The organism is Joostella atrarenae (genome assembly GCF_021764745.1).
Classification (GTDB): Bacteria; Bacteroidota; Bacteroidia; order Flavobacteriales; family Flavobacteriaceae; genus Galbibacter; species Galbibacter atrarenae.
Map to the genome: position 1 here is coordinate 89,019 of NZ_JAETXX010000005.1, position 22,713 is coordinate 111,731.

Sequence of the window (22,713 nt, forward strand, 5' to 3'; positions counted from 1 at the left end):
CTAGCGTTGGCGTTGGAGTTTATGGAGGAGGGCGCAGATAATTTAATATAAGTTTGACGATTTCAAATTGGTCTAAAATAAAAATGACTAGTTCAGCTAAGAACTAGTCATTTTTATTTTCATTTTTGAGTTTAATTAACTCAAAATGTTTTACTCTTTATTATAAATGTATCCGTTTAATGGATATAGGAATATCAAAAAGAAAATCACTCCAAAAGCAAGTTCATAAACTTCCCACTTTCTATCTGGAGGGATAATAGCAACCAAAATAGTTGAAGCTATAAAAGCAATTGTTTGGTGCCATTTTACTACAGGAACGGCGAATTTATCAGCTAAGTTTTTTACCCATTCCATTTTGCGGTATAATACTGGTAAAACCAATAGGTAAATAACCATTGCTACCATTAATAATTGACTGAATATGATCTTGTTTATCTTTTTTCCTTCTACAACTAAGTTGTGTAAATTGGTTTCTTTTTGTGCATTATTTTGCAAAAAGTAATCTCCAGATTCGATTCCAAAAATACGTTGTCCCCAAGAGATTTCTTCTCCAGCACCAAAAAAGAACAATAAAGCGAAAAGGAACACGCCAATTTTCCAAGTAATAGGTTTTCCTTTGCTGATAGTGAATAAACGGAATAAGCAAAGTAAACTAATGAATAATAGCATAATTGCAGTTCCAGATTCTACCGCTTTATCTTCAGCGGCAAATGTATTATTAAAATATTCTGGATTACTAAATCCTAAATATAAACTAATAATAAAAATGATTGCTAGAAAAGCATATCCTAATTTTTCGGTTTTATTAATTGTCATAATTAACTTTTTTAATAATGTAAAAATTGCTTGTTAATCGGTTTTTATATGCGCGTTCGCCTGGATTTGCTGTATAGTTAACATCATATTCTTCGATGAATTCTACAACATATTTATCTTCAAAGATACGTTTAAATTCTTCTTCATTATCTTTGTTAACTAAAATCCCAAAGACACTTTCTTCAGGTATAGTTAGGTGTGACCCGTGTTTTATTTCTGGTGCAGTTCTCCCTAAATGCCAAATCATCTCCGGAGAGGGCTCTCCTAAAGAGTATAATTTTAAATTTGTTTTTAGGTTTTCAATGTTGTTATAATGATAGTTGGTATTAAATGTTTTTGCTAGTGGGAAACCAAAAACTAGAATGGTCATAATAAACGAAATAGTAAGGTAAAATACCTGCGCCATTTTTTTCTTCCTCAGAAAATAAAAAATGCATATTCCAATAGAAAAAAGAAATATTGATGTTACTATAAAGCTTAAATAAAAACCTTCGAGTTTATCCTTTAAAAATATAAATCCCCCGATAGGAAATGCTACTCCAATCAATCCAATTAATCCGAAGTTAAAGTAAACTGGAAAACGCTCTCCTTTTTTTAGCTCTTTAAAATGAAGGATTAAATATTCAATATAAAAAGCAGTGTTAAGTGCCATCGGAATAAGAACAGGCAATAAATATCTTGACTTTTTCTCAGGGATAATAGAAAGTAAAATAACGGAAGCCATTGTCCATGCAAAAGTGAATGTATAACCTTTTTTATCGCTAACTCTATTTTTAAGGTATGGATAAAGTAAGGCTACAAAAGCAGGAATTGTCCATATCCCACTTTGGGTAAAAAAGCTCCAGTAATAATAAAAAGGGCGCACATTATAACTTGTCCAATTTCCAGCCTCTTCTTTTGCTATATCAAGAAACGATTGTGGGTCTGCAATACGTACATATGCAAACCAAGAAATACCAATAAGTAGTCCTAATATGAGGCTAATAACAAATGGTAAAACTTTATTTTTCTTAACTTCTTCTTTATAGGTTATTCCGTAAGCGATTAAGAAAGGTAGCCATAATGCATATAAAGAAACGGGGCCTTTACACAAAAAAGCAATTCCAAAGAAAACCCCAGAAATCAGCGAGTTTCGCCACAAATGCTCTTTATGTTTTAGCATCATTATTAAATAATAAATACTAATAGACATAAAGCTATGGGTAAAAATATCCCATTGTCCATTTCTTCCAGAAAAAATGATGTAGAATGATGTTGCGAGAATTAATGAAGCATAGAAGCTTAGCTTTTTATTGTTGAAAAGTAAGTTTGATATTTTATATACAAAGAAGACTAATATAATTGCAGATAGTGCTGCTGGAAGGCGTAAAGCAAATAAATTATGAACACCTAACAAACTAGCGCTAATTGCGGTAAGCCATGTTGGAAAAGGAGGCTTTTCGTACCTAGGAAAATCGTTCATAGTTGTAAGAATCCAATTTCCATTATGGAGCATTTCTCGTGCAGTGACGAAGTTACGAGCTTCCATAATATTAACGTAAATCACATTAAGATTGGTTAAGAAGATGGCGATACAAACAAAAAGAATAATCTTAACTGTATTTTTTTCTATATAATCAATCATTTTGTTTTTTTAGAATGAATAGATTTCTGGCATATATAATAGTCCCTAAAGAATGCCCAACTAAAAGTACAGGATCTTTTCTGAAGATGGCATAACTCAATATAAGTAAAGCGCCTACCAGACTCAAAAGCCAAAAACCTGCTGGTAGTGAGGATTCTTTTCTTTTTTCTGAATAGATCCATTGGTAAATAAACCGAAAGGTAAATAGCACTTGCGCTACAATTCCTAAAGTTAGTAACCAAAAGGGGATATCTTCATTTTTAAACAAATCATCAACATCATAAGCATTGTTGTTATAACCATAAACGATGATAAGGATTGGAAAAATAAGTAAAAATATTCTAAGTAGCTTTGGAGCTTTTTGCCATTCTCCCTGCAACTGTAAATTTCTTATATAAATAAAATAAGTGAGCATTTGCCCTAGCATAATAGCAAAATCATCTCTTAGCCATCCATAAACAAATAATAGAAAAGAAGCGAATAGGCTTAATTTCCAAAATAAAGAAGGAGTTAGTACTTTTTTACTTTTTTCTGAAGCTAGCCATTGATAAATAAGCCTTCCCGAAAAGAGTATTTGTGCTAGGAAACCTATGGAATATATAATCCAATTTGCCATTTATCCCTTTTTAGCGATGGTATAATTTATGTATTTTTTCTTCATCCATAAATAAGCAAAGCAGTCTTGAAGTGGACCAATTAATCGGTTCCAAAAACCAAACTTTGCGGTTCCTGCGATACGTGGAAAATGTTGTACTGGAATCTGAATAATTTTACCTTCTTGCAGTAATATCATTGCAGGTAAAAAACGATGCAATCCATTAAACATTGGAATACGTTTTGCAAAGTCTGTTTTTATAACTTTTAGCGGGCAACCAGTATCGTCCATTCCATCATGCGTAAATGTTCTTCTAATTCCGTTAGCAATGGTAGAAGACATATTTTTAACGAATGAATCTTTTCTATTTGCACGTACTCCCGTTACCAAATCATAATGTTCTGTATGATTTAAAAGAAGATTAAAATCTTCAGGAGCTGTTTGTAAGTCGGAGTCAATGTATCCTAAAAGAGGAGTGTCAACATAATCAAACCCCGCTTTAATAGCGGCACTTAATCCTCTATTTTCTAAAAAAGAGATGTATTCAAAATGTGGAGAACGAGCACAGATACTTTCTATAAGTTCCTGACTTTTATCTTTAGAACCGTCATTTACAAAAAGTACTTTCGTAGTTTTTGTTGCTATTTCGAAGTATTTGATAAATTCTTTTTCGACTCTATCAAGATTGTCTTCTTCGTTATAAACCGGAACAATTATCGTAAACTCGTAATCCATATATCTAAACTATTTTTTGAGCTCTTTTTGAGACAAAAGATTTGCAAAGGTAGGTATTTAGCGCAATAATTATAATAAAGTAAGTAAATATTGAGCTGCCGCAAATGGCGTTGTTTTATTAAGCTCGATTGTTTTTATTTGTATCTCTAAGGCTTCTTTGATTTTTTTATTCTGATAGAAGTTTGATTTTATATGGTCATTAATAGTTTGATAGAGCCAAAATTTATTCTGCTCTTTTCTTTTGTTTATAAAATCGTCATCACTTTTAGACTTTTGTATATATTCTTCAAGGAGTTTCCAAACCTTCTCTATTCCTATGTTTTCAGTAGCTGAAGTTAAAAGCACTTTAGGAATCCAACCATTTTTTTTAGGTGGATAAAGATGGAGTGCTCTATTGAATTCTGTTTTTGCAATTTTTGCTTTTTTCAGGTTATCTCCATCTGCTTTATTAATAACAATGGCATCTGCAAGTTCTATAATCCCCCTTTTAATTCCTTGAAGTTCATCTCCAGCTCCGGCTAACTTCAGTAATAAAAAAAAATCTACCATACTATGAACAGCAGTTTCACTTTGTCCGACACCTACAGTTTCAATAAAAATAGTTTTAAAACCACAGGCTTCACATAAAATAATGCTTTCTCTAGTTTTTTGAGCAACGCCCCCTAAAGACGATCCTGCTGGTGAAGGGCGGATATAAACATGCTCATTTTTAACGAGGTCTTCCATGCGGGTTTTATCTCCCAAAATACTTCCTTTTGTAACCGAACTGCTTGGATCTACTGCTAAAACAGCAAGTTTATTTTCTTTATTAGCAATGGTGTTTCCCAAAGCCTCTATAAAAGTACTTTTTCCAACTCCAGGGACCCCTGTAATTCCTATTCTAATGGAATTATTTGCATGCGGAAGGCATAAGTTTAGAACCGCATTAGCCTTTTCTGTGTGCTCAGGATTAGAACTCTCTATAAGTGTTATGGCGCGACTTAAAGCAATGGTATCTCCATTAATAATAGAGGAAGCCAATTTTTCTGCTGAAATGTTTTCACTTCTCCTAGCTTTAAATTTAGCAATAGCAGCTGCATTTGTTATTTCGTTTATAGAAATACCTTCTTTGTCTTTTAAAGTGGATTTATGTGGTTTTTTGGTAGGCAAAATGGCAAAATTTTAAAACAAATTTAATAACTAATATTGTGATATTCTGTCTTATTAAGGGTATATTAGGGTTAAATTAAAAAATAAATAGAAATGAAAGCATTATATAAGGCTAGTGCAACGACCACTGGCGGAAGAGCAGGACACGTAAAAAGCGACGATGGAGTAATTGATATGAAGCTAGAATTACCTAAAGAATTAGGAGGTAATGGTGGTGAATTTACAAATCCAGAGCAGCTATTTGCAGCAGGTTATTCTGCGTGTTTTGGAAGCGCATTGCAACATGTAGCTAAAGAAAAAAAGGTAGATATAGGAACTGATTTTGATGTAAAAGCTACTGTAGGAATCGGAAAGCATCCTGAATTGGGAGGTTTTCTACTAGAAGTAGTCTTAGACGTAACCATACCAGGAATAGATGAAGAGGTAGGGGAAGAGCTTGTTAACGAAGCGCATGAAGTTTGTCCTTATTCTAGAGCAACCGAAGACAATATAGATGTAACATTAAATTTAATGGTATAATTATATCATTAAAAAAATGTATGATAATACGACCTCAGAATTACTCAATTCTGAGGTTTTTTATATTCATTAATAATGAAAATTAAAAAGATAAAGGCCGAGCAGACTTGGGAAATAAGACATAAAGTGATGTGGCCTAATAAGCCGTTAGCATATGTAAAGATTTCTAATGATTTGGAGGGATTGCATTATGGACTATTTATAGCGGATAAATTAGTTTCCGTAGTTTCTCTATTTATAAAAGGAGAAGTTGCACAATTTAGAAAATTTGCAACTTGCATCGATGAGCAGGGGAAAGGGTACGGTTCTTTTTTATTAAATAATCTTTTAAAAGAAAGAATACCTTCAGATGTAAAAAGAATATGGTGCAATGCCCGGGTTGATAAAATAACGTTTTATCAAAAATTTGGATTTGTAGCAACACAAGAAACCTTTACAAAAGGGGGAATTGATTATGTTATTATGGAAAAACTATTTTAAATTAAAAGTCAAAGTAGTTTCATTTGTATAGTGTTCTCCTTTTTTTAATTCTGTAGATAGAAAATTATTATGATTAGGAGAATCAGAGAATTTTTCTGTTTCAAAACAAATACTAGGGTATCTTTCCAAAGGTTTGTTGGATATCTTAGATTCATCCATAGTTTCTGGTGTATAAACTACAACTCCGGGTTGGTTGGAAGCAACAATCATTTCAATGCCACTCTCTTCACTGTATATTTTAGCTAGCGGTTCCTTCTCATCCAAAACATAAGTGTCGTCTATCCCTTTAAACTCATAATCACTATTAATTTTTCTTTTCTCACGGAAATCATAATGGGTGCTTTCTACAGCTTTATATTTCCCTGTTGGGATTGCGTTTTCATCTGTATCGAGAATGTTTTTGGCATTTATCTGTAATTCATGATCCAAGATGCTGCCCTTGCCATTTAAGTTATAATAGTTATGATTGGTAAGATTTAGAACAGTATCTTGATCTGATTCTCCTTCGAATAAAATAGTGAGTTCATTTTTTATCAGTGTATAGGTAACATATACTTTTAGGTTTCCAGGATAGCCTTCTTCCATATCTTTACTGAAGTAAGAATACTTAATACTAGGATTTTCTCCTTCGGTGATACTTTCCATTTCCCAGGTTTTAAAAGAAAACCCTTCTTTACCTCCATGTAAATGAGCATCGTTTTTTGTGTAGAGGTCGTATTGTTTTCCGTTCAATTTAAATCCTTCTTTTCTAATTCTACCAGCAAAACGTCCAACGGAAGCACCGAGGTAATTTGAATTGTGTTTATAATTCTCCAATTCCTTAAAACTGATAACTACATTTACATCATTTCCATTTCTATCTTTTGTAATCAATTGGTGTATTGTAGCTCCATAATCAATAGTAACTAATTTTATAAGGCTGTTTTCTATTGTATATTTTTTCATCAGAAGTGAAGGTCTTTTATTATTGTTGAAAGGCTAAATTACGAAAATGTAATTAGTGTTTAATTGTAACTTTATAGAAATTAATGCAACGTTTTATTTTTTGAATCGTCTTTAGAGATGAATAGTAACCATAACCAACTAAAAGAAGCAAGCCGGCATGCTTGAAATTGATTTAATTGAGAAGTGTAAGAACAACGATCGGAAGTCGCAAATGAGACTTTACGATATGTATTGCGATGGCATGTATTGTATTTCTATGCGTTATGTAAAGAATACAAATGATGCACAAGATGTTATGCAAGAAGCTTTTATTAAGGCATTTCAGAAATTAGATCAGTTTAAAGCAGAAGTGACTTTTGGAGCTTGGTTAAAGCGAATTGTAATTAATAAGTGTTTAGACTTTTTAAAATCAAAGCAGCAATTTCAAATCTCTATCGAGGAAACAGATTTACAGTTAGTAGCTGATAATAATTGGAAAGTTGATGAAGATGTAGATGTTTCTGAGGTTAAAAAAGCGATAGAGGAGCTTCCTGAAAAGTATAAATATGTTTTGATGCTTTACTTAATTGAAGGGTATGACCATGAGGAGATTTCTCAGATATTAGGAATAAATAATACTACATCAAGAACTCATTTGTTAAGAGGGAAGCAGAAATTAAAAATGCTTTTAAAAGAAAAGAATTATGGCAAAGGATATTAAAGAGCTATTAAATAACGACTCAGAAGAGCAAATACAAAGATTGCCTAAAGGTCATCGTGAACGTTTTGCAGATCTTTTAGAGAAAGAACTTCCAAAGAAAAAAGAGAAAAAATCTTTTATGCTATGGAAAGTTGCAGCTGCTATCGTCGTAATTTTTGGAGTTGGGATGGGTGTCTTTATGAATAATAAAGATGTTTCAGAGGATACTGTTGTTGATGTTCAGCAAAAGAAAGAGAATTCTGAAGATTCTAAAATTACGTTAGGAGATATCTCTCCAGATTTAAAAAAGGTAGAGCAATACTATGTAGCCAATATTAACTTAGAACTCGCTGATATCGATTTGACAGCAGCTAATAAAAAGCTGTTAGATGGTTATATGAATCGGCTTTCAGAATTAAATGATGCATATAATGAGTTAACCGTCGAGTTGAATAAAGTAGGTCCGAATAGTCAAACCATTGATGCGCTTATCAATAATTTACAATTACGTTTACAGTTACTATACCGATTAAAAGAAAAGATCAAAGAACTTAAAGAAACTGAAAATGAAAAATTCAATGACAAAAATGTATAGATGCTTTACATTTTTTATGCTTGTATCGTTTTGTATGCAAGCCCAAAAGCAAACTAAAAATTATAAAGAGTCTTTTGAAGTAAATAATGATGCTGTAGTGGAAGTTAATACAAGCTACGCCGATGTAACTTTTGAGACTTGGAATAAAAATAGAGTAGAAGTAGAAGCGACCATAGAAATAGAAGACGTCTCTAAAGAAGAAGCTGCCAAGTATTTTGAGGAATGGGGTTTTAAAGCTGTGGGAAATTCAAGTAAAGTTAAAATTACCACTGCAAATGGAGTTAGATGGTCGCAAGGAAATAATGTAATTGTATTGTCTGGGTTAAACGATATGGATTTTGATTTCCCAGATTCAATTCCAATGCCTCCGATGCCTCCAATGCCACCAATGCCTCCAATGGATTCAATGATGGTTATGGCTCCTATACCGCCAATGCCTCCGTTACCTATGGATTTTGAAAGTTTTTCTTTTGATTATGAGGCTTACAAAAAAGATGGTGATGCGTATTTAAAAGAATGGAAAAAACAATTTAATGAGAGTTTTAATGATGAGGTAAAAGCAAATTTAGAAGAATGGAAGAATAATGTTAAAGAGCGTCAAGTGGAGTGGCAATCTCATAAGAGAGAGATTATTGATGCTGAAAAAGAAGCTAGAAAAGCATCGGTAGAAGCAAGAAAAGCTATGCAAGAAGCTCGACAAGAAATTATTAAAATTAGAAGTAGCAGTAATTCAGGAAATGGAAATCAAGTTTTTTACTATAACTCTAATGAAGCGAACAATAATTTGAAAATAAAAAAGACTATTAAGATTAAGATTCCTAAAGGAGTTAAACTTGATATGGATGTTCGTCATGGAGAGGTAACCTTAGCAGAAAACACAACAAATATAAATGCAACCTTGTCTTATACAAGGTTGCATGCTTCAAGGGTAGATGGCGATAAATCGGTTATTAATGCTTCTTATTCTCCCATTTCTGTTGGAAATTGGAACCAAGGAGAACTTCATGTAAACTTTGTGGAGTCTGTAGATATAGCCCATGTAAGCAGTATAAAATTAGTTTCTAAATCTTCTAACGTAGCTATTCAGAATTTTTCAGGGGATGCTATAATTAATGGAAGTTTTGGAGCATTGGAAATTGCCCAAATAGCAGATGATTTTAATACACTTAATATCATATTAGATAATTCGGAAGCGGAGCTAACACTACCAAAATCGGCCTTCAATTTTTATAGTAACGCCTCTAATTCTATGGTGAAATACTCAAAAGCATTAATTTTAGATGTTTCTAAGAGGTATGATAATGAAGTGGCAAATGGATATTTTTCACAAAAAAATAGCAACAAAACGATTAATCTTGTTGCTACCTTTAGTGATGTTGTCCTAAAATAATTAATGAATATTATCTTTTAATAATTCAGGATATTTTTCTTGAAACCTTTTTAGCCTAGGAATCGATACATTACGGACGTATGGATTGTTAGGATTTCTTTTTTCATAATCTTGGTGATAATCTTCGGCTTTCCAGAATTTATCAAATGGAACTACCTGAGTAACAATAGGCTTTGAATAAATCTCTTTCTCCTCTAGTTGTTTTATATAACGTTCTATAATTTCCTTCTCTTTATCATTTTTATAAAAAGCAATCGATCTATATTGTGCGCCTCTATCTGGACCTTGTCTGTTATACTGCGTAGGGTCTTGAGACCCAAAGAATACACGGACTAAGGTTTCATAAGAAACTTCTGCGGGATCATAATATACCATTACTGCTTCAGCATGACTTGTTCTTCCTCCTCCAACTTCTTGATAGGTAGGATTATTTTCTGTACCTCCAGAATAACCAGAAACAGCTTCTTTAACTCCTTTTACACTTTCAAAAACAGCTTCTACACACCAAAAACACCCACTAGCAAAATATGCGGTCTCATATTCTGATAAATCTTGAATAGGTTTTTCAAATTCTACTTTGGCAGTTTCATCTGTTGTTTTAGAAGCTTCTTTTTTTGTAGAAGATTGACAACTTATGGTAAATAGACATAAAAAAAGTAAGGAATTTAGTTTTATAAGTTTCATAAAATTATTTTTCTAGTTAGTCTAAAATTAACCAAATTCCTTACTTTATGCTTGTAAAATGTTACTAATCTAAATTTTTAGATAAAGTAAATCCAACAAATAAACCAATTCCAGCCAGAGTGAAGATTGTTCCAGGGAAAGCTACTTCTGCATCTACATTAAAATTGTTGTGTAATACTCCTGCTAAAAATATCCCTACACCAACTCCTATTAATAATAAAGAAGTATTAAGGATTAATATTTTCCATACAGGGGCAGTTCTCCTTTTATTAGAACTATAAAATATAGAAGCATCAGCTCCTTTCTCTATTAAAGATAAACGCTCTTTGTGTCTTGCAGTAATAAATAAATAAATAACCCCGAATATTGCTCCAAAAATAATTGCAACTATAATTACTCCTTCCATAATTTATGTTTTTTAGTTTATTGTTTGCTATTATGACGTACGTTTAAATAATTCGGTTACAAATATTTTTAATAAAGATGAATTATCTTGTAACCAATAGTGAGACAGCAACGTCTTATGTGTGAATGACTAGCCAAAAAGATAAAGAATATATAAAGCGTGTTTTAGAAGGAAACACCAATGCTTTTTCTTATTTTGTAGATACGTATCAAGATTTAGCTTTTACAGTGGCTATACGTATCTTAAAAAATAGGGAGGAAGCTGAAGATGTTGTACAAGATGCTTTTATAAAGTGTTATCATTCTCTAAGATCTTTTAAAGGAGATTCTAAATTTTCCACTTGGCTGTATAGAATTGTATACCATAGCGCATTAGATAAGTGTCGTAAAAATGATAGAAATGTAGCAACTATTGTGATAGAGGAAGCGTCTTATAAGCAACTTGATGAGGTTGATAATGCTTTGGATATGTTAGAATCTAAAGAGCGCATAAAAGTTATTAAAGATGCTTTGGGAAAATTAGATACTGAAGAGCAAACAATAATTACGTTGTATTACTTTGATGACCTCTCTATAAAAGAAATAGCAGCGATTGTTGATATTTCTGCTGATAATGTGAAAATTAAACTTTTTAGAGCCAGAAAAAAGCTTTTTAAAATATTAAAAAATAAGTCAGAATTAAATATAAATCTATGAGTACGAACGAAGAGCATAAATTAGACGAACTTACTCGAAGACTTGTTCATGAAGTTGGTAAAGAGCGACCTTCAGTGAGCTTAAAGCTGAATATAATGGAGACTTTAAATGCACAATCAAAAGTTATTCGCTTTAAATCCTTAATTTCTAATAAAGCTAAAGTAGCTGTTTTTGTATTATTAGTAGGAATTATTGTGTTGTCTACTTTTTTACCTAGTGATGATATAATAGAGCCAGCCGTAAATGAGTTATCATCTTATATAGATTTATTATCAATCAAATTACCAAATACTTTTATTTACGGAATCTTAGCAGTAGGGAGCTTAATAATAGTTCAAATACCTATCTTAAAAAAACGTTTGGATAAGAATTAAGGACTTTGTATTTCTTTAAATGTTATAATATAGGTAACCCCATCACCTAGGGACGTTGTTTTATCGAGGGTTCCTCTTAATTGTCTGGTTAAGTTTTTTATAAGTTTAAGTCCCATAGAGTTTTTAGCATTACAGTGTAGCTCTGTATCATAACCTATTCCATTGTCTTTTAAAGTAAGTTCGTAAAATGTAGGGTCATTTTTCTCTATTTGGATCGAAATAGATCCTTCATCAGTATTAATAAAGGCATGTTTTAGAGAATTAGTAACGAATTCACTAATAATTAACCCCAATGGAATAGCAGTTTCAATGTTGAATTTAATATTTATAATATCAATATTAAATTTTATATCCTTATCGCTTTTGTTTATCGACTTCAATAGAAACCCTCCAAGCTGTGTTACATAATCTTTATATTCTATTTTAGAAAGATCTTCTTTAGCATAAAGCATTTCGTGTACAATAGCCATAGATAAAACTCTGTTGTGACTACTGGTTAACATAGCTTTTGTTTCTAAATTATCTGTGTTTCTAGCTTGCATATTTAATAGGCTAGAAATGGTTTGTAAATTATTCTTTACACGGTGATGAATTTCTTTTAATAAGACTTCATTTTCATTATTCTTTTTTTCAATTTCTCTTTTTGAAATGTATAGGTTGTTATAGTTGGTAAGTAATATTTTTCCAAAGATTCCTCCCAAAATATAAACACTAAATAAAATGCCAATCAAGCTATAAGAATCTTGTGATTTTGCAGGGACTACGTTTCTAAAAGTGAAGTGAAACACGTCGTGGAAATATATGAATAGAATAAAAAGGATAATTACAAAAAGATGAAGCCTACCATAATTTTGAGTGGAAATATAACCTGCAAAAACAATTAAAGCCAAAACAAAAGTAAAAGGACTATTAATTCCACCGCTGTATAGCGTAACAATTGCAGCAGATAAAATACCGATGCATGAAGTAAAAAGAAAGGTGTAAATAAGCTTTTTGTGTTTGTAAAATAAAAGCGTGTTGAGAATATTTAACACGCCATAAATAACAAAAGTGTGTGGAATTATTTCTTTTATGTCAAGAAGATAATAGCATAGCGGAGCCAAGCATATCATCAGAATAGAAGAAAAATAATTCGCATTTAGAATTAGCTTAGCCTTTTCCTTATATCTGTCTGTAGGTAAAGTAGTAGATTGGTTCATATTTAAAAGCTCCTTGGAGCTAAGATTTAGCAATAAGGAGTTGTATTATAGTTTCATAATTTCTTATCTAAGGTATTATATTTTGAGAATATATTACAAAGTGTAAAGAATAATATTCTTACATCAGAAATAATTTAAGTTGACTAAAGAATATTTATATGCTATCTATACGTGTTTAATTTTCGTTTACCTCTATCCAGTAATTATTGGGATCTTTAAGGTAAATCTGTCGAACTCCATCGGCTCTACTATTTGTTGTATTTGGTTCTCCTGGCCAGTTTTCGAAGTAAATATTGTTGTTTTTTAAATGCTTTATAAAACCATCTAAATCTTTGGTATGGAGTGCAAAGTGAACCCCTTTTACATCTGGAACATTATGTTTAGAATCTTCTATAACATGTAATGAAGTGTTGCCTCCCATGGAAAACCAACGGATATGAGATTTTCCAGTTTTATTTTCAATCTCCTCTAGTCCCATAATATTCAAATAGAAGTTAGAACTTTCTGTGAGGTCTTTAACTAAAATGGCATGATGGTCAAAGCTTAATTTAAAAGTTTGAGCGTTTGTTTTTGTGGTCATAAATAATAATACTAAAATTATAAGTGCGATTGGTTTAAATGACTTTTTCATCTTAATTGGCGGTTATTTGGTGTTATTTTTTTGTGTGTTGTATAATTGTCTTCCTAATTCGGCTAAAAAAGGAATTCCAACTTCATCATATTCATAAATGCCATCATTGTAAATTTTATTTTTATTTACATGAATTGTAGCAGTAACAATGAATTCAATATCATTTTTAGTATCATGAATGTAAGAACAATCAGTAAGGTAACCGTATGCAAAACCTACCTTATTGTAGATTTTAATATGTTCTGGGATAGCAGTTTTTTTGTCTCCATACATGAATAATTTCACATAGCTATCATAATATTCTTTAGGATCGTAGCCTTGGTCTTTAGGTAAAGTAGACATCGACTTTAATAGAAATTCTCTATCGGTGTTACTTAATGAAAATTGTTTTTCTGCTGAAAAAGATTCAGGGAAAATTACACGTTTCATTATATCGTGTAAACTATTTATTGGGAGGTAATTTTTTAAAGAAAAATCCATTGGTTGATTAATAATAGAGTCTCCTTCTGTATATCCTATTCCTTTTTGAATATTATTTAGGTCTAGTTTTTTTATAGCAGAATTTTTAGTCCCAGGGACTTTTATTATAGAATCTTCAGTATTAAAAATAAGAGGTTTTGTATCGAGTTCATAAGCATTATCAGTAGATAAACGATGACTTATTCTTACTGGACTAATGCCCTTTTCATGAAGTGATTTGTTAATGTAGTCTTTACCGAGATATTCAAAAAGACGATTGTAGGCGTCATTATCACTTACAGCAAAAATTTTATTTATTTCTTTTTCAAATGTTGTTTCTACAGAATCGCCTTCAACAGAAAAAGGTGTTTTAATATTTAATCGATTGTCTCTATTTAGCTTTTCTAAGGTTAAAACGGCTATAGGGAATTTTACAGAACTGGCAGGATAGAAGTAATTAGAATCGTTTACTCTAAACTTATAATCTGTAAATTCAACATTGTCTTCTTTCCGATTAATAGTGCTAAATAATATCTGAACTTCATATGCATCAGCGCTATCAACTACTTTTTTTATTAGCGGGTTATCAGATTTAAGAACAGTTTTTAATGGATCTTCAGTTTTGTATTTTTTATCTCCACAAGATATTATTAGAGAGGCAAAAAGTAATAAAATAAATGAGTTTAAGTAGGTTTTCATAAGTTGTAGGTAGGTTTTAATTATAGCTTAGCTTTTTTCAGCATCGTATTCTTGCCATTTTTTATCTTTATAAATGTCATCACCAAAATATTTAGCAATCTTTAAGAAACCATCAGGCTTTTGGTATCCAGGAACTGGCGATAAAATCTCTTGTTTAGCGTTTAAAAATATTACAGTAGGGAAACTCATTTTTCCTTGTAATAATGCTGCTGCCAATTCATGGTAACCACGTTTCCCTTGGGGGATGTATTTAAAGGTTTTGTTTTTGTAAACAATCTCCTCTTTTCCTTCAGCATCCATTTTTATCATATAAAAATGTTCCATCATATACGATGCAACTTTAGGGTTATTAAAGGTGTCTTTGTCCATTTTTTTACACCAACCACACCAGTCAGTATATACATCTACAAATAGCTTTTTAGGGTTTTTATCGGTATTGGCTTTTTCTACTGCTTCACTCCAAGAAAGCCATTCGATTTCTTGAGCTTGTGTAGTAAAGGTAAATAGTAGGGTCGTAAAAAGGAGGATCGTTTCTTTCATTTTTATGCTTGTTGTGTTTCAGTAGCTCAGACGTTTTTATATAAGTAAGCTTACAATATGAGTGAGCCATCATTCGTAAAGATACTAAAATAACCTTTTAATGAAAGAAGTTGTTCTTATTGAAAAATGGGCAAAAAAAAGCTCGGCATTTCTGCCGAGCTTTTTTTTTGAATTTATCTGTTAAGCTTCTTTTACAAGCTCTTTTTTATTAAGTTCTGGAATGTTAGGCTCCACAAGGTTGTTTATAAGGTCGTTAAAGTTTTCTCCCTTACGAATCAAATGAGCTTTGCCATTGTGCCATAAAACCTCTGGTGGTCTAAATCTGGAGTTGTAGTTGCTTGCCATTGAGAAACAGTATGCTCCTGCATTTTTAAAGCAAAGTATATCACCCTCAGAAATTTCATTAATACGTCTGTTGCTACCAAAAGTATCTGTTTCACAGATGTAACCAACAATAGAGTAGAAGCGTTCTTTCCCTTTTGGTTTAGATATGTTTATAATTCTATGGTAAGAATTATAAAGCATAGGTCTAATTAAATGGTTAAATCCAGAATCGATTCCTGCAAAAACAGTAGACGTAGTTTGTTTAACAACATTTACTTTCGCTAAGAAAAAACCAGCTTCACTAACTAGGAATTTCCCAGGCTCGAATGCTAAAGTTAAATCACGCCCAAACTCCTTACAGAATTTATTAAAACGAGTTGTTAGTTTTTTACCTAACTCTTCAACATTCGTTTCAATATCACCTTCTTTGTAAGGAACTTTAAATCCGCTACCAAAATCTATAAACTCAAGGTCATGGAAATTCTTGGCAGTTTCAAATAAGATTTCAGAAGCGTAAAGAAAAACTTCAATATCTAAGATATCACTTCCTGTATGCATATGAATACCGTTTACTCGCATCCCAGTATTTTCTACAATTCTCAAGATATGTGGTATCTGATGTATGCTTATTCCGAATTTAGAATCGATATGTCCCACAGAAATATTAGAATTTCCTCCTGCCATAACATGAGGATTGATTCTGATACAAACTGGAATATTAGGATTACGAGTTCCAAATTGTTCTAAGATCGAAAGATTGTCTATGTTTATTTGTACTCCAAGTTTGGCAACTTCTTCAATTTCTTCAAGAGAAACCCCATTAGGAGTAAATATAATATCTTCAGGTTTAAAATCTGCCATTAATCCTAGCTGTACTTCTTGTAATGAAACAGTATCTAAACCGCTTCCTAAAGAATTCATTAGCTTAAGGATGGCAACATTAGATAACGCCTTAACTGCATAGTTCAGCTTTAAATGTTTTACATTTTTAAAAGCAGAAGTAAGCCTTTGGTATTGGGAGGTTATTTTTTCTGAGTCATACACGTATACCGGACTGCCAAATTCTTTGGCTACATTTAAAAGGTCGCTATTATTCATACTACAATATATATTAGAGGACAAAATTATAAAAGTGATCCCTGATTAAAAATATTTTTCACTAAATAAATAAAAATAAAACACATTGTTATATTTATAACTTTCCTCTTGCTGGTTAAATTATAAATGGAATTATTTTTTTGTAAAATTAATAAATCTGCAATTATAACACATATTTATAGATGAAAGAATCCAATACATTGTAAAATGTATACTGTGCTTATTTTAAGTCTATTATGTTATTCTGTTCTCTCTTGTCTTTATAAGTATATAAATGTATACATTGTAAATAAGGGTTAATTGGTATGAAATAGGAGCTTAATCAGTATAAAATGTTATCATTTTTAAAAAAATAAATCTAGATTGGGTTTATTAAACTCCATTTGTTACTTTTGTTCAGCTTTAAATTATACAACGTATCGTTATGAATTTACACGAATATCAAGGAAAAGAAATATTAGCAAGTTTTGGAGTGCGCATACAGCGTGGAGTCGTAGCACAGAATCCTGAAGAGGCTGTAGCTGCTGCAAAACAATTAACTGAAGAAACCGGAACTGGATGGCACGTAATAAAAGCACAGGTTCATGCCGGTGGACGTGGAAAAGGAGGTGGAGTTAAGCTTGCTAAAAACCTTAAAGAAGTTGAAGAAATAGCTGGAAATATTATTGGAATGGACTTAGTAACTCCTCAAACAAGTAAAGAGGGGAAAAGAGTACACCAAGTTTTAGTAGCTGAAGATGTTTATTATCCTGGAGAGAGTGAAACTTCTGAGTTTTACATGTCGGTATTGTTAGATAGAAGTAAAGGGAAGAATATGATCATGTATTCTACTGAAGGAGGAATGGATATTGAAGAGGTAGCAGATAAAACGCCACATTTAATTTTCCATGAAGAGATTGATCCTGCTACAGGGTTATTACCTTTCCAAGCTCGTAGAATTGCTTTTAACTTAGGTTTAAGCGGAACAGCTTTTAAAGAGATGACAAAATTTGTTACTGCTTTATACAAGGCTTACGAATCTTCTGACTCTTCATTGTTTGAAATTAACCCAGTATTGAAGACTTCTGATGATAAAATTATGGCTGTAGATGCGAAAGTATCTATAGATGATAATGCATTGTACCGTCATAAAGACTATGAGGCAATGAGAGATCTTAGAGAAGAAGATCCAATTGAGGTAGAAGCAAAAGAAGCTGGACTTAACTTTGTAAACCTAGACGGAAATGTTGGGTGTATGGTTAACGGTGCAGGTCTTGCAATGGCAACTATGGACTTAATTAAAATGGCTGGAGGAGAACCTGCTAACTTTTTAGATGTTGGTGGTACTGCAGATGCTAAAAGAGTAGAAACTGCTTTTAGAATCATTTTAAAAGATCCTAATGTAAAAGCTATCTTAGTAAATATCTTTGGAGGTATTGTACGTTGTGATCGTGTTGCTCAAGGTATTGTTGATGCATATAAAAACATGGGAGACGCAATTCAAGTGCCAATCATTGTACGTTTACAAGGAACAAATGCAGAGATCGCTAAAGAATTAATTGATAATTCTGGTCTTGCTGTAGAATCAGCTATCGAGTTTAAAGAAGCTGCAGATAAAGTACAAGCTGTTTTATCGTAAGGTTTTTAAAATATATATAACGCTAAGCCTTGACATTGTCGGGGCTTTTTGTTTTTAAATTGTAAAGCTAGTTTCGTTTTCTTTTCATCTGTTAAGCGAACGTTATCCAGAAACTCATTTCATGTCAAAATATGGGTCTGTTAATTTAAACGACTTATTTTTGCTTTTATAGTAAGTATTACACAATTTTTTTTCATCCTATTTATATAATTTGCTGAAGTATTGAAAGCTTCATTTTAATAATATTTTCTTATCTTTTTATAGAAATCTCTCTAGACCTTGTTTTTATTACTACTGACGTATTTAATGCATATGTCTATTTATAAATCTTCATTATTACCACAATGTTACCTTATTTAAGAGTTAGTTAACTATCTATTTTATAGTGTTTTATATTGTTTTCTCGTTGTACTTTTGACATGTAATCAAAAAACAAAAAGCATTATGAGAAATTTCAAATTAGCATTAATTCTAGCATTACTAGCAGTATCGAATATTGTTATGGCTAGCAACAACGATCCGAAACCAACAAACAGCGAAGTTTCTAAACAACTATCTCTAATATTAGGAACTCCATCCTTTAGAGTTTCTGATAATGATATGTTGGCAAAAGTTCATTTTATGGTGAATAAAAAAAGTGAGCTAATTGTACTCACTGTAACTGCAGAAAATGAAATGGTAGAAGATTATATTAAAAGTAGAATGAACTACAAGAAGATTAATAATTCTTCTCTTAAAGCTGGTGAAGAGTATCTAATAGATGTAAGAATTGTTGCAAAATAGTCCATTATCTTCTTCACATATGTAAAAAAGCTTCCGAGAAATCGGAAGCTTTTCTTTTTATCAATAGGTCAAGCCTTTGGATATTATAGCTTTTTAAACTCTCTTTCGATATCCTCTCTTGTTTTTCCGGTTTTTTCTTGAATGCGACCTAGCATTTCATCAAATTTACCTTCAACATAAGTTAGGTCATCATCTGTGAGTTCACCGTATTGTTGTTTAACTTTACCTTTTATTTGATTCCATTTTCCTTTTAACTCTTGATTGTTCATAATATTAATATTTTTAATTAATAATTAGTACATTAAAGTTCTGACTATTAACAGGAATAATATCACAAAGAGATGGTAATTTTGTCTTAAAGAATGTTATTTTTTATGGATGATTAATTCATTATACCTAATGAATGTCCAAATTATAGATGAAGACCGCATTCAGTTTTAGGACTATTGTTCCAACGTCCGCTTCTATCATCTCCAGGAACTGTACAATGTTTACATCCAATCGAATTATATCCCTTTGATACTAATGGATGGAATGGAAGTGTGTGTTCCTTAATGTATAGATCTCTTTCTTGTTTACTAATATCTAACAGTGGGTAGAATTTCAATATTTCACCTCTCATTTCAAAAATATCCAGCGTAGACCTGTGGTCGCTTTGCCATTCCATCAATCCGGAAACCCATACATTGTATTTCTTTTTTATAAGATCTAGTGGTTTAACTTTATTAATACTACAACAGAACTCAGGGTTTTTCTTATAGGTTTCATCACGTACTGTAAATTCATACTCTTCTTGCAATGCACTTATAGAAGAAACATTGAGATCATATAGCTTCGTTAGTTTTTCCTTATAAGCTAATGTTTCTGGAAAATGATATCCAGTGTCAATAAAATAAACTCGTTGATCTTTATTCACTTCGGAAAAAAGATGTAATAAAAAAGCTGAAGTGGCAGCAAATGAACTTGTAAGCATTACTTCCTCTTCGGAAAAATCGTTATACAATTCAGCTACTCGCTCATGTATATTAAGAGGTTTATATTTTTTATTTAAAGACTGAATCTCATTTTCAGTATACACTCTTTTTTCTGTTGAAATCATAAAAGTCTATTTATTCGATAGAGTATTGCTTTTAATGGCGCAATATACTTATTTTAATCGTTTTTCACTTCATATTATGTTGTTTCTCATCGAAAATTAAGATTATTTTAATTATTCAATTAGAATAATTACTATTTTAGGGTTATATATCAACTCAATATCGTCCCAACAAAATGAGTGAGAAAGAACAAAAACTTAGCCTGCTTTCCGAAATGATAGCTTTAGTTGAAGCAGATCATTTGGTCACCGAAAGAGAGTATAATTTTATTTATACTATAGCAAAACATATGGATGTAGAAAAAGAGGAGTTAGATGCTTTGTTTGTTAGTAATAAGGCAAAATACATTCCGCCATCTCCAGAATCTGAAAGAATTCTTCAGTTTCATCGTTTGGTTTTATTAATGAATATCGATAAGGAAAAGCATCCAAATGAAATTCAACGTTTAAAAGAATTTGGAGTTCGAATGGGTTTAAGTCCCTTCGCGATAGATCGCGTATTACAAATAGTAGATAATTATCCTAATGGAATAGTTCCGCCAGATGTATTAATCTCCATTTTTAAAACATATTATAATTAGGCTTCCTTTATATCTATATTAAAGAAATCCAAATGCTTGCTTAATGTTTCTTTATCTCTGTTGTTGGTTAGGTTATTATTAGCCTCGTCAACAAGAGTTCTAACTTCATTAAGGATAGATTTTTTATAGTTTTCATCTGCACATTCTTGGAAGTGTAAAAACCTAAACATAACCATAAGTTTCTGAATAATTATAATATCATGTTTACAATATAATCTTATAGAAGCCATTACATTGTAAAGTAACTCCTCAAAGCTTATCGAAGCTTGATAAATAAGAAGTTTTTTACCTTTAGAATGGATGCTTGTATCTTCTTTTTTCATTCTTATAGCAAAAAGCTCCGTCAGATAATCAATTGCATTTAGTGCAGTTCCGGGGTCGTTTATACCTGGAGACATTGCTTTCACTGTAATTTCTGTAATTTGTTTGAAAGCTAATACATAATTGTTTTCTATTAGTTCTCCCTTAGCGAAGATAAAAGTGCTCAAGATATCTTTTACGGTTTCTTCGTCTAGTTCTTTTTCAGTAGAAAATAATGGAACTCCATGTAGTACAAAATTTCCTTTAGCAACCAATATTTTAAATTTAGTATCTTTTTCTTCGGCAATGCCTAATAAAGCATCCATTGCTATATTTTGAAAATATCCAGATCTATTTGAGTTGTAAGAATGCCATTCTGTAGTGTCTGGAAATTTATCCTTATACGTTTTTTGGTCGTTTACAATAGCTAGCAGTCGATTTTTAGAAGTTCTAAAAATTCCTTCCAAAATATTATTTATCTGTATGGATTGTGAGATTGAATGAATAAAGTAAACAAATGCAGCGAGACAGAAAACGGTAAGAATAATGCTTATTAAAACGGAGAAACCGGGTATTTTATCTTTGTCTGCAGTTGGTTCTATAGAAACCAATATAAATATGCAATACAATAAAGTTGCTAAGTAAGTTCCTAATACTAATTGATGTTTTCTATTAGAAATAAGACCTGGTAAAATTCTTGGCGAAAAATTATTGGAGGCCTGATTCAATAATACCATTACCATGGAGAAGCTAAAAACCATCAAAGAAATAAGTCCGCCTATAAATACACTTAATAGAGACCTTGCTGTTTCTTCGTTGTCTAAAACTAGCATAGGTAGGTTTTCTCTTAAGTATTTTGAAACTCCTAAACTCTCTAAATATATCATGGTGAAAGCAAATAAGCATCCAACAATTGCGATTAGCGTAGGGTAGAAGGCAATCTGACTTTCTATGGTGTCTAGAAAAGTTTTGAGTTTTCTGAATAGTAACTTCATTAAGGCTTGTTTTTCTATTTTAAAAATAAAGTATTCGCTTTAATTGACAGTTCTTTTTTTAAATATTGAAGCAAAATAAGTAAAACAAGACAAAAAGTCATTGTTTAAATGTTGAATAATGACTTTTTGTCATTTAAATATAATTGGAATTGATTTTGTTCTAAGGCTAGCAACGATTATTAAAATTAAAAGTTTAATTAAAAAAATATATAATTATGAGCTTAGTAAAAAGAAACAATGTAGTTTATCCATCATTTTTTGATGAAGTATTTAATCCTGATTGGTTCGGGGGAATTGAAAATAAAAAGTCATTTGTACCTCCTGTAAATATTAAAGAAAATGATAACGGATTTTCTTTAGAATTAGCAGTTCCAGGGATGAAAAAAGACGATTTTAAAGTAGAGATAGATAAAAATGTATTAACTGTTTCTGCTGAAGTAAAAAATGAAAAAGAGGCTTCTAAGGAAAATGAAGTTTATAGTAGAAAAGAATTTAGCTTCTCTTCATTTAAAAGAGTATTTACATTACCAGATACTGTAAACAGTGACGAGATAAATGCTACTTATGAAGCAGGAGTGTTGACCTTAGCGTTACCTAAAAAAGAAGAAGCCTTACCAAAACCAAAAAGGCTTATCGATATCGCATAATACATATTGATAGTTTTTTCATAATGTTTAAGTTGGTTAGTTAGTTAAAAGCGCCTC

Annotated in this window: 27 protein-coding genes; 11 read left to right on the top strand and 16 right to left on the bottom strand. The window is 31.4% G+C overall.

What is annotated here, in order from left to right; genetic code table 11:
- Positions 1-150: 150 nt before the first annotated feature.
- The 5 genes from JM658_RS09450 to meaB all read right to left on the bottom strand — a co-directional run bounded on the left by JM658_RS09450 (position 151) and on the right by meaB (position 4,919).
- Positions 151-816 (bottom strand): hypothetical protein, encoded by a 666-nt coding sequence (locus tag JM658_RS09450; protein ID WP_236959010.1) that lies wholly within the window; start codon positions 814-816, stop codon positions 151-153.
- Positions 806-2,440 carry an ArnT family glycosyltransferase gene (locus JM658_RS09455; RefSeq protein ID WP_236959011.1) on the bottom strand — a complete coding sequence of 545 codons (1,635 nt, stop codon included), beginning with the start codon at positions 2,438-2,440 and terminating at the stop codon, positions 806-808. Before JM658_RS09455 ends, JM658_RS09450 begins: the two co-directional genes overlap by 11 nt.
- Entirely contained in the window at positions 2,433-3,056 is a 624-nt protein-coding gene (locus JM658_RS09460) for a lipid-A-disaccharide synthase N-terminal domain-containing protein (protein WP_236959012.1), read from the bottom strand. The genes JM658_RS09455 and JM658_RS09460 overlap by 8 nt, the downstream gene beginning before the upstream one ends.
- Entirely contained in the window at positions 3,057-3,770 is a 714-nt protein-coding gene (locus JM658_RS09465; protein ID WP_236959013.1) for a glycosyltransferase family 2 protein, read from the bottom strand.
- Positions 3,771-3,839: 69 nt separating this feature from the next.
- A complete protein-coding gene (gene meaB, locus JM658_RS09470) occupies positions 3,840-4,919 on the bottom strand; it encodes a methylmalonyl Co-A mutase-associated GTPase MeaB (RefSeq protein WP_236959014.1) in 1,080 nt (359 codons plus the stop codon).
- 93 nt (positions 4,920-5,012) lie between these two features.
- Between meaB and JM658_RS09475 the strand changes: the two genes are divergently transcribed.
- Together JM658_RS09475 and JM658_RS09480 are read left to right on the top strand one after the other, a co-directional pair.
- Positions 5,013-5,438, top strand: coding sequence for an organic hydroperoxide resistance protein (locus tag JM658_RS09475; protein WP_236959015.1), 426 nt, complete (start codon positions 5,013-5,015; stop codon positions 5,436-5,438).
- A 75-nt stretch (positions 5,439-5,513) separates the two neighbouring features.
- Positions 5,514-5,918, top strand: coding sequence for a GNAT family N-acetyltransferase (locus tag JM658_RS09480; RefSeq protein WP_236959016.1), 405 nt, complete (start codon positions 5,514-5,516; stop codon positions 5,916-5,918).
- Here the strand turns inward: JM658_RS09480 and JM658_RS09485 are convergent.
- Positions 5,910-6,863 (bottom strand): aldose epimerase family protein, encoded by a 954-nt coding sequence (locus tag JM658_RS09485; protein WP_236959017.1) that lies wholly within the window; start codon positions 6,861-6,863, stop codon positions 5,910-5,912. The genes JM658_RS09480 and JM658_RS09485 overlap by 9 nt on opposite strands.
- Before the next feature lie 157 nt (positions 6,864-7,020).
- Between JM658_RS09485 and JM658_RS09490 the strand changes: the two genes are divergently transcribed.
- Genes JM658_RS09490 through JM658_RS09500 form a run of 3 tightly spaced genes read left to right on the top strand, consistent with a single transcriptional unit; the run spans position 7,021 to position 9,527 of the window.
- The gene (locus tag JM658_RS09490; protein WP_236959018.1) at positions 7,021-7,563 is read left to right on the top strand and encodes an RNA polymerase sigma factor; all 543 of its coding nucleotides are present in this window, start codon (positions 7,021-7,023) and stop codon (positions 7,561-7,563) included.
- Positions 7,547-8,137 carry a hypothetical protein gene (locus JM658_RS09495; RefSeq protein WP_236959019.1) on the top strand — a complete coding sequence of 197 codons (591 nt, stop codon included), beginning with the start codon at positions 7,547-7,549 and terminating at the stop codon, positions 8,135-8,137. Before JM658_RS09490 ends, JM658_RS09495 begins: the two co-directional genes overlap by 17 nt.
- Entirely contained in the window at positions 8,109-9,527 is a 1,419-nt protein-coding gene (locus JM658_RS09500) for a hypothetical protein (protein WP_236959020.1), read from the top strand. The genes JM658_RS09495 and JM658_RS09500 overlap by 29 nt, the downstream gene beginning before the upstream one ends.
- On the opposite strand, the gene msrA is transcribed toward JM658_RS09500, so the two are convergent.
- Positions 9,528-10,211: a peptide-methionine (S)-S-oxide reductase MsrA gene (msrA, locus tag JM658_RS09505; protein WP_236959021.1), complete on the bottom strand. Its 684-nt coding sequence runs from the start codon at positions 10,209-10,211 to the stop codon at positions 9,528-9,530.
- Between the two features lie 64 nt (positions 10,212-10,275).
- Positions 10,276-10,617 (bottom strand): DUF6249 domain-containing protein, encoded by a 342-nt coding sequence (locus JM658_RS09510; protein WP_236959022.1) that lies wholly within the window; start codon positions 10,615-10,617, stop codon positions 10,276-10,278.
- Between the two features lie 125 nt (positions 10,618-10,742).
- On the opposite strand from JM658_RS09510, the gene JM658_RS09515 reads away from it, so the two are divergent.
- Complete coding sequence (locus JM658_RS09515) at positions 10,743-11,312, top strand: RNA polymerase sigma factor (RefSeq protein ID WP_236959023.1); 570 nt, start codon at positions 10,743-10,745, stop codon at positions 11,310-11,312.
- On the top strand, positions 11,309-11,686 hold the full coding sequence (locus tag JM658_RS09520) for a hypothetical protein (protein ID WP_236959024.1): 378 nt from the start codon (positions 11,309-11,311) through the stop codon (positions 11,684-11,686). Before JM658_RS09515 ends, JM658_RS09520 begins: the two co-directional genes overlap by 4 nt.
- Here the strand turns inward: JM658_RS09520 and JM658_RS09525 are convergent.
- The 5 genes from JM658_RS09525 to lysA all read right to left on the bottom strand — a co-directional run bounded on the left by JM658_RS09525 (position 11,683) and on the right by lysA (position 16,636).
- A complete protein-coding gene (locus JM658_RS09525) occupies positions 11,683-12,885 on the bottom strand; it encodes a sensor histidine kinase (RefSeq protein WP_236959025.1) in 1,203 nt (400 codons plus the stop codon). The two genes, JM658_RS09520 and JM658_RS09525, sit on opposite strands and share 4 nt — an antisense overlap.
- A gap of 175 nt (positions 12,886-13,060) precedes the next feature.
- Positions 13,061-13,516 (bottom strand): VOC family protein, encoded by a 456-nt coding sequence (locus JM658_RS09530; RefSeq protein WP_236959026.1) that lies wholly within the window; start codon positions 13,514-13,516, stop codon positions 13,061-13,063.
- 12 nt (positions 13,517-13,528) lie between these two features.
- Positions 13,529-14,674, bottom strand: coding sequence for a serine hydrolase (locus tag JM658_RS09535; RefSeq protein WP_236959027.1), 1,146 nt, complete (start codon positions 14,672-14,674; stop codon positions 13,529-13,531).
- Between the two features lie 27 nt (positions 14,675-14,701).
- Positions 14,702-15,214 carry a thioredoxin family protein gene (locus JM658_RS09540; RefSeq protein WP_236959028.1) on the bottom strand — a complete coding sequence of 171 codons (513 nt, stop codon included), beginning with the start codon at positions 15,212-15,214 and terminating at the stop codon, positions 14,702-14,704.
- Positions 15,215-15,394: 180 nt separating this feature from the next.
- On the bottom strand, positions 15,395-16,636 hold the full coding sequence (gene lysA, locus JM658_RS09545; protein WP_236959029.1) for a diaminopimelate decarboxylase: 1,242 nt from the start codon (positions 16,634-16,636) through the stop codon (positions 15,395-15,397).
- A gap of 424 nt (positions 16,637-17,060) precedes the next feature.
- On the opposite strand from lysA, the gene sucC reads away from it, so the two are divergent.
- Together sucC and JM658_RS09555 are read left to right on the top strand one after the other, a co-directional pair.
- Complete coding sequence (sucC, locus tag JM658_RS09550) at positions 17,061-18,254, top strand: ADP-forming succinate--CoA ligase subunit beta (RefSeq protein ID WP_236959030.1); 1,194 nt, start codon at positions 17,061-17,063, stop codon at positions 18,252-18,254.
- 444 nt (positions 18,255-18,698) lie between these two features.
- Positions 18,699-19,037, top strand: coding sequence for a hypothetical protein (locus tag JM658_RS09555; RefSeq protein WP_236959031.1), 339 nt, complete (start codon positions 18,699-18,701; stop codon positions 19,035-19,037).
- Between the two features lie 83 nt (positions 19,038-19,120).
- Here JM658_RS09555 and JM658_RS09560 read toward each other — a convergent pair whose 3' ends face one another.
- Together JM658_RS09560 and JM658_RS09565 are read right to left on the bottom strand one after the other, a co-directional pair.
- Positions 19,121-19,306: a CsbD family protein gene (locus JM658_RS09560; RefSeq protein WP_236959032.1), complete on the bottom strand. Its 186-nt coding sequence runs from the start codon at positions 19,304-19,306 to the stop codon at positions 19,121-19,123.
- Between the two features lie 143 nt (positions 19,307-19,449).
- Positions 19,450-20,136, bottom strand: coding sequence for a phosphoadenylyl-sulfate reductase (locus JM658_RS09565; RefSeq protein WP_236959033.1), 687 nt, complete (start codon positions 20,134-20,136; stop codon positions 19,450-19,452).
- 173 nt (positions 20,137-20,309) lie between these two features.
- On the opposite strand from JM658_RS09565, the gene JM658_RS09570 reads away from it, so the two are divergent.
- Positions 20,310-20,714 (top strand): TerB family tellurite resistance protein, encoded by a 405-nt coding sequence (locus tag JM658_RS09570; protein WP_236959034.1) that lies wholly within the window; start codon positions 20,310-20,312, stop codon positions 20,712-20,714.
- Here JM658_RS09570 and JM658_RS09575 read toward each other — a convergent pair.
- Positions 20,711-22,009: a DUF2254 domain-containing protein gene (locus tag JM658_RS09575; protein WP_236959035.1), complete on the bottom strand. Its 1,299-nt coding sequence runs from the start codon at positions 22,007-22,009 to the stop codon at positions 20,711-20,713. The two genes, JM658_RS09570 and JM658_RS09575, sit on opposite strands and share 4 nt — an antisense overlap.
- 215 nt (positions 22,010-22,224) lie before the next feature.
- On the opposite strand from JM658_RS09575, the gene JM658_RS09580 reads away from it, so the two are divergent.
- Positions 22,225-22,656, top strand: coding sequence for an Hsp20/alpha crystallin family protein (locus JM658_RS09580; RefSeq protein ID WP_236959036.1), 432 nt, complete (start codon positions 22,225-22,227; stop codon positions 22,654-22,656).
- The last annotated feature ends 57 nt before the right edge of the window (positions 22,657-22,713 follow it).

Bases quoted from the DNA above. Each gene is read 5' to 3' on its own strand.
- JM658_RS09465 (WP_236959013.1), bottom strand. From the start codon at position 3,770: ATGGATTACGAGTTTACGATAATTGTTCCGGTTTATAACGAAGAAGAC.
- JM658_RS09525 (WP_236959025.1), bottom strand. From the start codon at position 12,885: ATGAACCAATCTACTACTTTACCTACAGACAGATATAAGGAAAAGGCT.
- sucC (WP_236959030.1), top strand. From the start codon at position 17,061: ATGAATTTACACGAATATCAAGGAAAAGAAATATTAGCAAGTTTTGGA.
- JM658_RS09570 (WP_236959034.1), top strand. From the start codon at position 20,310: ATGAGTGAGAAAGAACAAAAACTTAGCCTGCTTTCCGAAATGATAGCT.
- lysA (WP_236959029.1), bottom strand. From the start codon at position 16,636: ATGAATAATAGCGACCTTTTAAATGTAGCCAAAGAATTTGGCAGTCCG.
- JM658_RS09515 (WP_236959023.1), top strand. From the start codon at position 10,743: ATGACTAGCCAAAAAGATAAAGAATATATAAAGCGTGTTTTAGAAGGA.
- JM658_RS09485 (WP_236959017.1), bottom strand. From the start codon at position 6,863: ATGAAAAAATATACAATAGAAAACAGCCTTATAAAATTAGTTACTATT.
- JM658_RS09565 (WP_236959033.1), bottom strand. From the start codon at position 20,136: ATGATTTCAACAGAAAAAAGAGTGTATACTGAAAATGAGATTCAGTCT.
- JM658_RS09460 (WP_236959012.1), bottom strand. From the start codon at position 3,056: ATGGCAAATTGGATTATATATTCCATAGGTTTCCTAGCACAAATACTC.
- JM658_RS09495 (WP_236959019.1), top strand. From the start codon at position 7,547: ATGGCAAAGGATATTAAAGAGCTATTAAATAACGACTCAGAAGAGCAA.
- JM658_RS09500 (WP_236959020.1), top strand. From the start codon at position 8,109: ATGAAAAATTCAATGACAAAAATGTATAGATGCTTTACATTTTTTATG.
- JM658_RS09575 (WP_236959035.1), bottom strand. From the start codon at position 22,009: ATGAAGTTACTATTCAGAAAACTCAAAACTTTTCTAGACACCATAGAA.
- JM658_RS09560 (WP_236959032.1), bottom strand. From the start codon at position 19,306: ATGAACAATCAAGAGTTAAAAGGAAAATGGAATCAAATAAAAGGTAAA.
- JM658_RS09535 (WP_236959027.1), bottom strand. From the start codon at position 14,674: ATGAAAACCTACTTAAACTCATTTATTTTATTACTTTTTGCCTCTCTA.
- JM658_RS09530 (WP_236959026.1), bottom strand. From the start codon at position 13,516: ATGAAAAAGTCATTTAAACCAATCGCACTTATAATTTTAGTATTATTA.
- JM658_RS09580 (WP_236959036.1), top strand. From the start codon at position 22,225: ATGAGCTTAGTAAAAAGAAACAATGTAGTTTATCCATCATTTTTTGAT.
- JM658_RS09480 (WP_236959016.1), top strand. From the start codon at position 5,514: ATGAAAATTAAAAAGATAAAGGCCGAGCAGACTTGGGAAATAAGACAT.
- JM658_RS09555 (WP_236959031.1), top strand. From the start codon at position 18,699: ATGAGAAATTTCAAATTAGCATTAATTCTAGCATTACTAGCAGTATCG.
- JM658_RS09490 (WP_236959018.1), top strand. From the start codon at position 7,021: ATGCTTGAAATTGATTTAATTGAGAAGTGTAAGAACAACGATCGGAAG.
- msrA (WP_236959021.1), bottom strand. From the start codon at position 10,211: ATGAAACTTATAAAACTAAATTCCTTACTTTTTTTATGTCTATTTACC.
- JM658_RS09455 (WP_236959011.1), bottom strand. From the start codon at position 2,440: ATGATTGATTATATAGAAAAAAATACAGTTAAGATTATTCTTTTTGTT.
- JM658_RS09510 (WP_236959022.1), bottom strand. From the start codon at position 10,617: ATGGAAGGAGTAATTATAGTTGCAATTATTTTTGGAGCAATATTCGGG.
- JM658_RS09475 (WP_236959015.1), top strand. From the start codon at position 5,013: ATGAAAGCATTATATAAGGCTAGTGCAACGACCACTGGCGGAAGAGCA.
- JM658_RS09540 (WP_236959028.1), bottom strand. From the start codon at position 15,214: ATGAAAGAAACGATCCTCCTTTTTACGACCCTACTATTTACCTTTACT.
- JM658_RS09520 (WP_236959024.1), top strand. From the start codon at position 11,309: ATGAGTACGAACGAAGAGCATAAATTAGACGAACTTACTCGAAGACTT.
- JM658_RS09450 (WP_236959010.1), bottom strand. From the start codon at position 816: ATGACAATTAATAAAACCGAAAAATTAGGATATGCTTTTCTAGCAATC.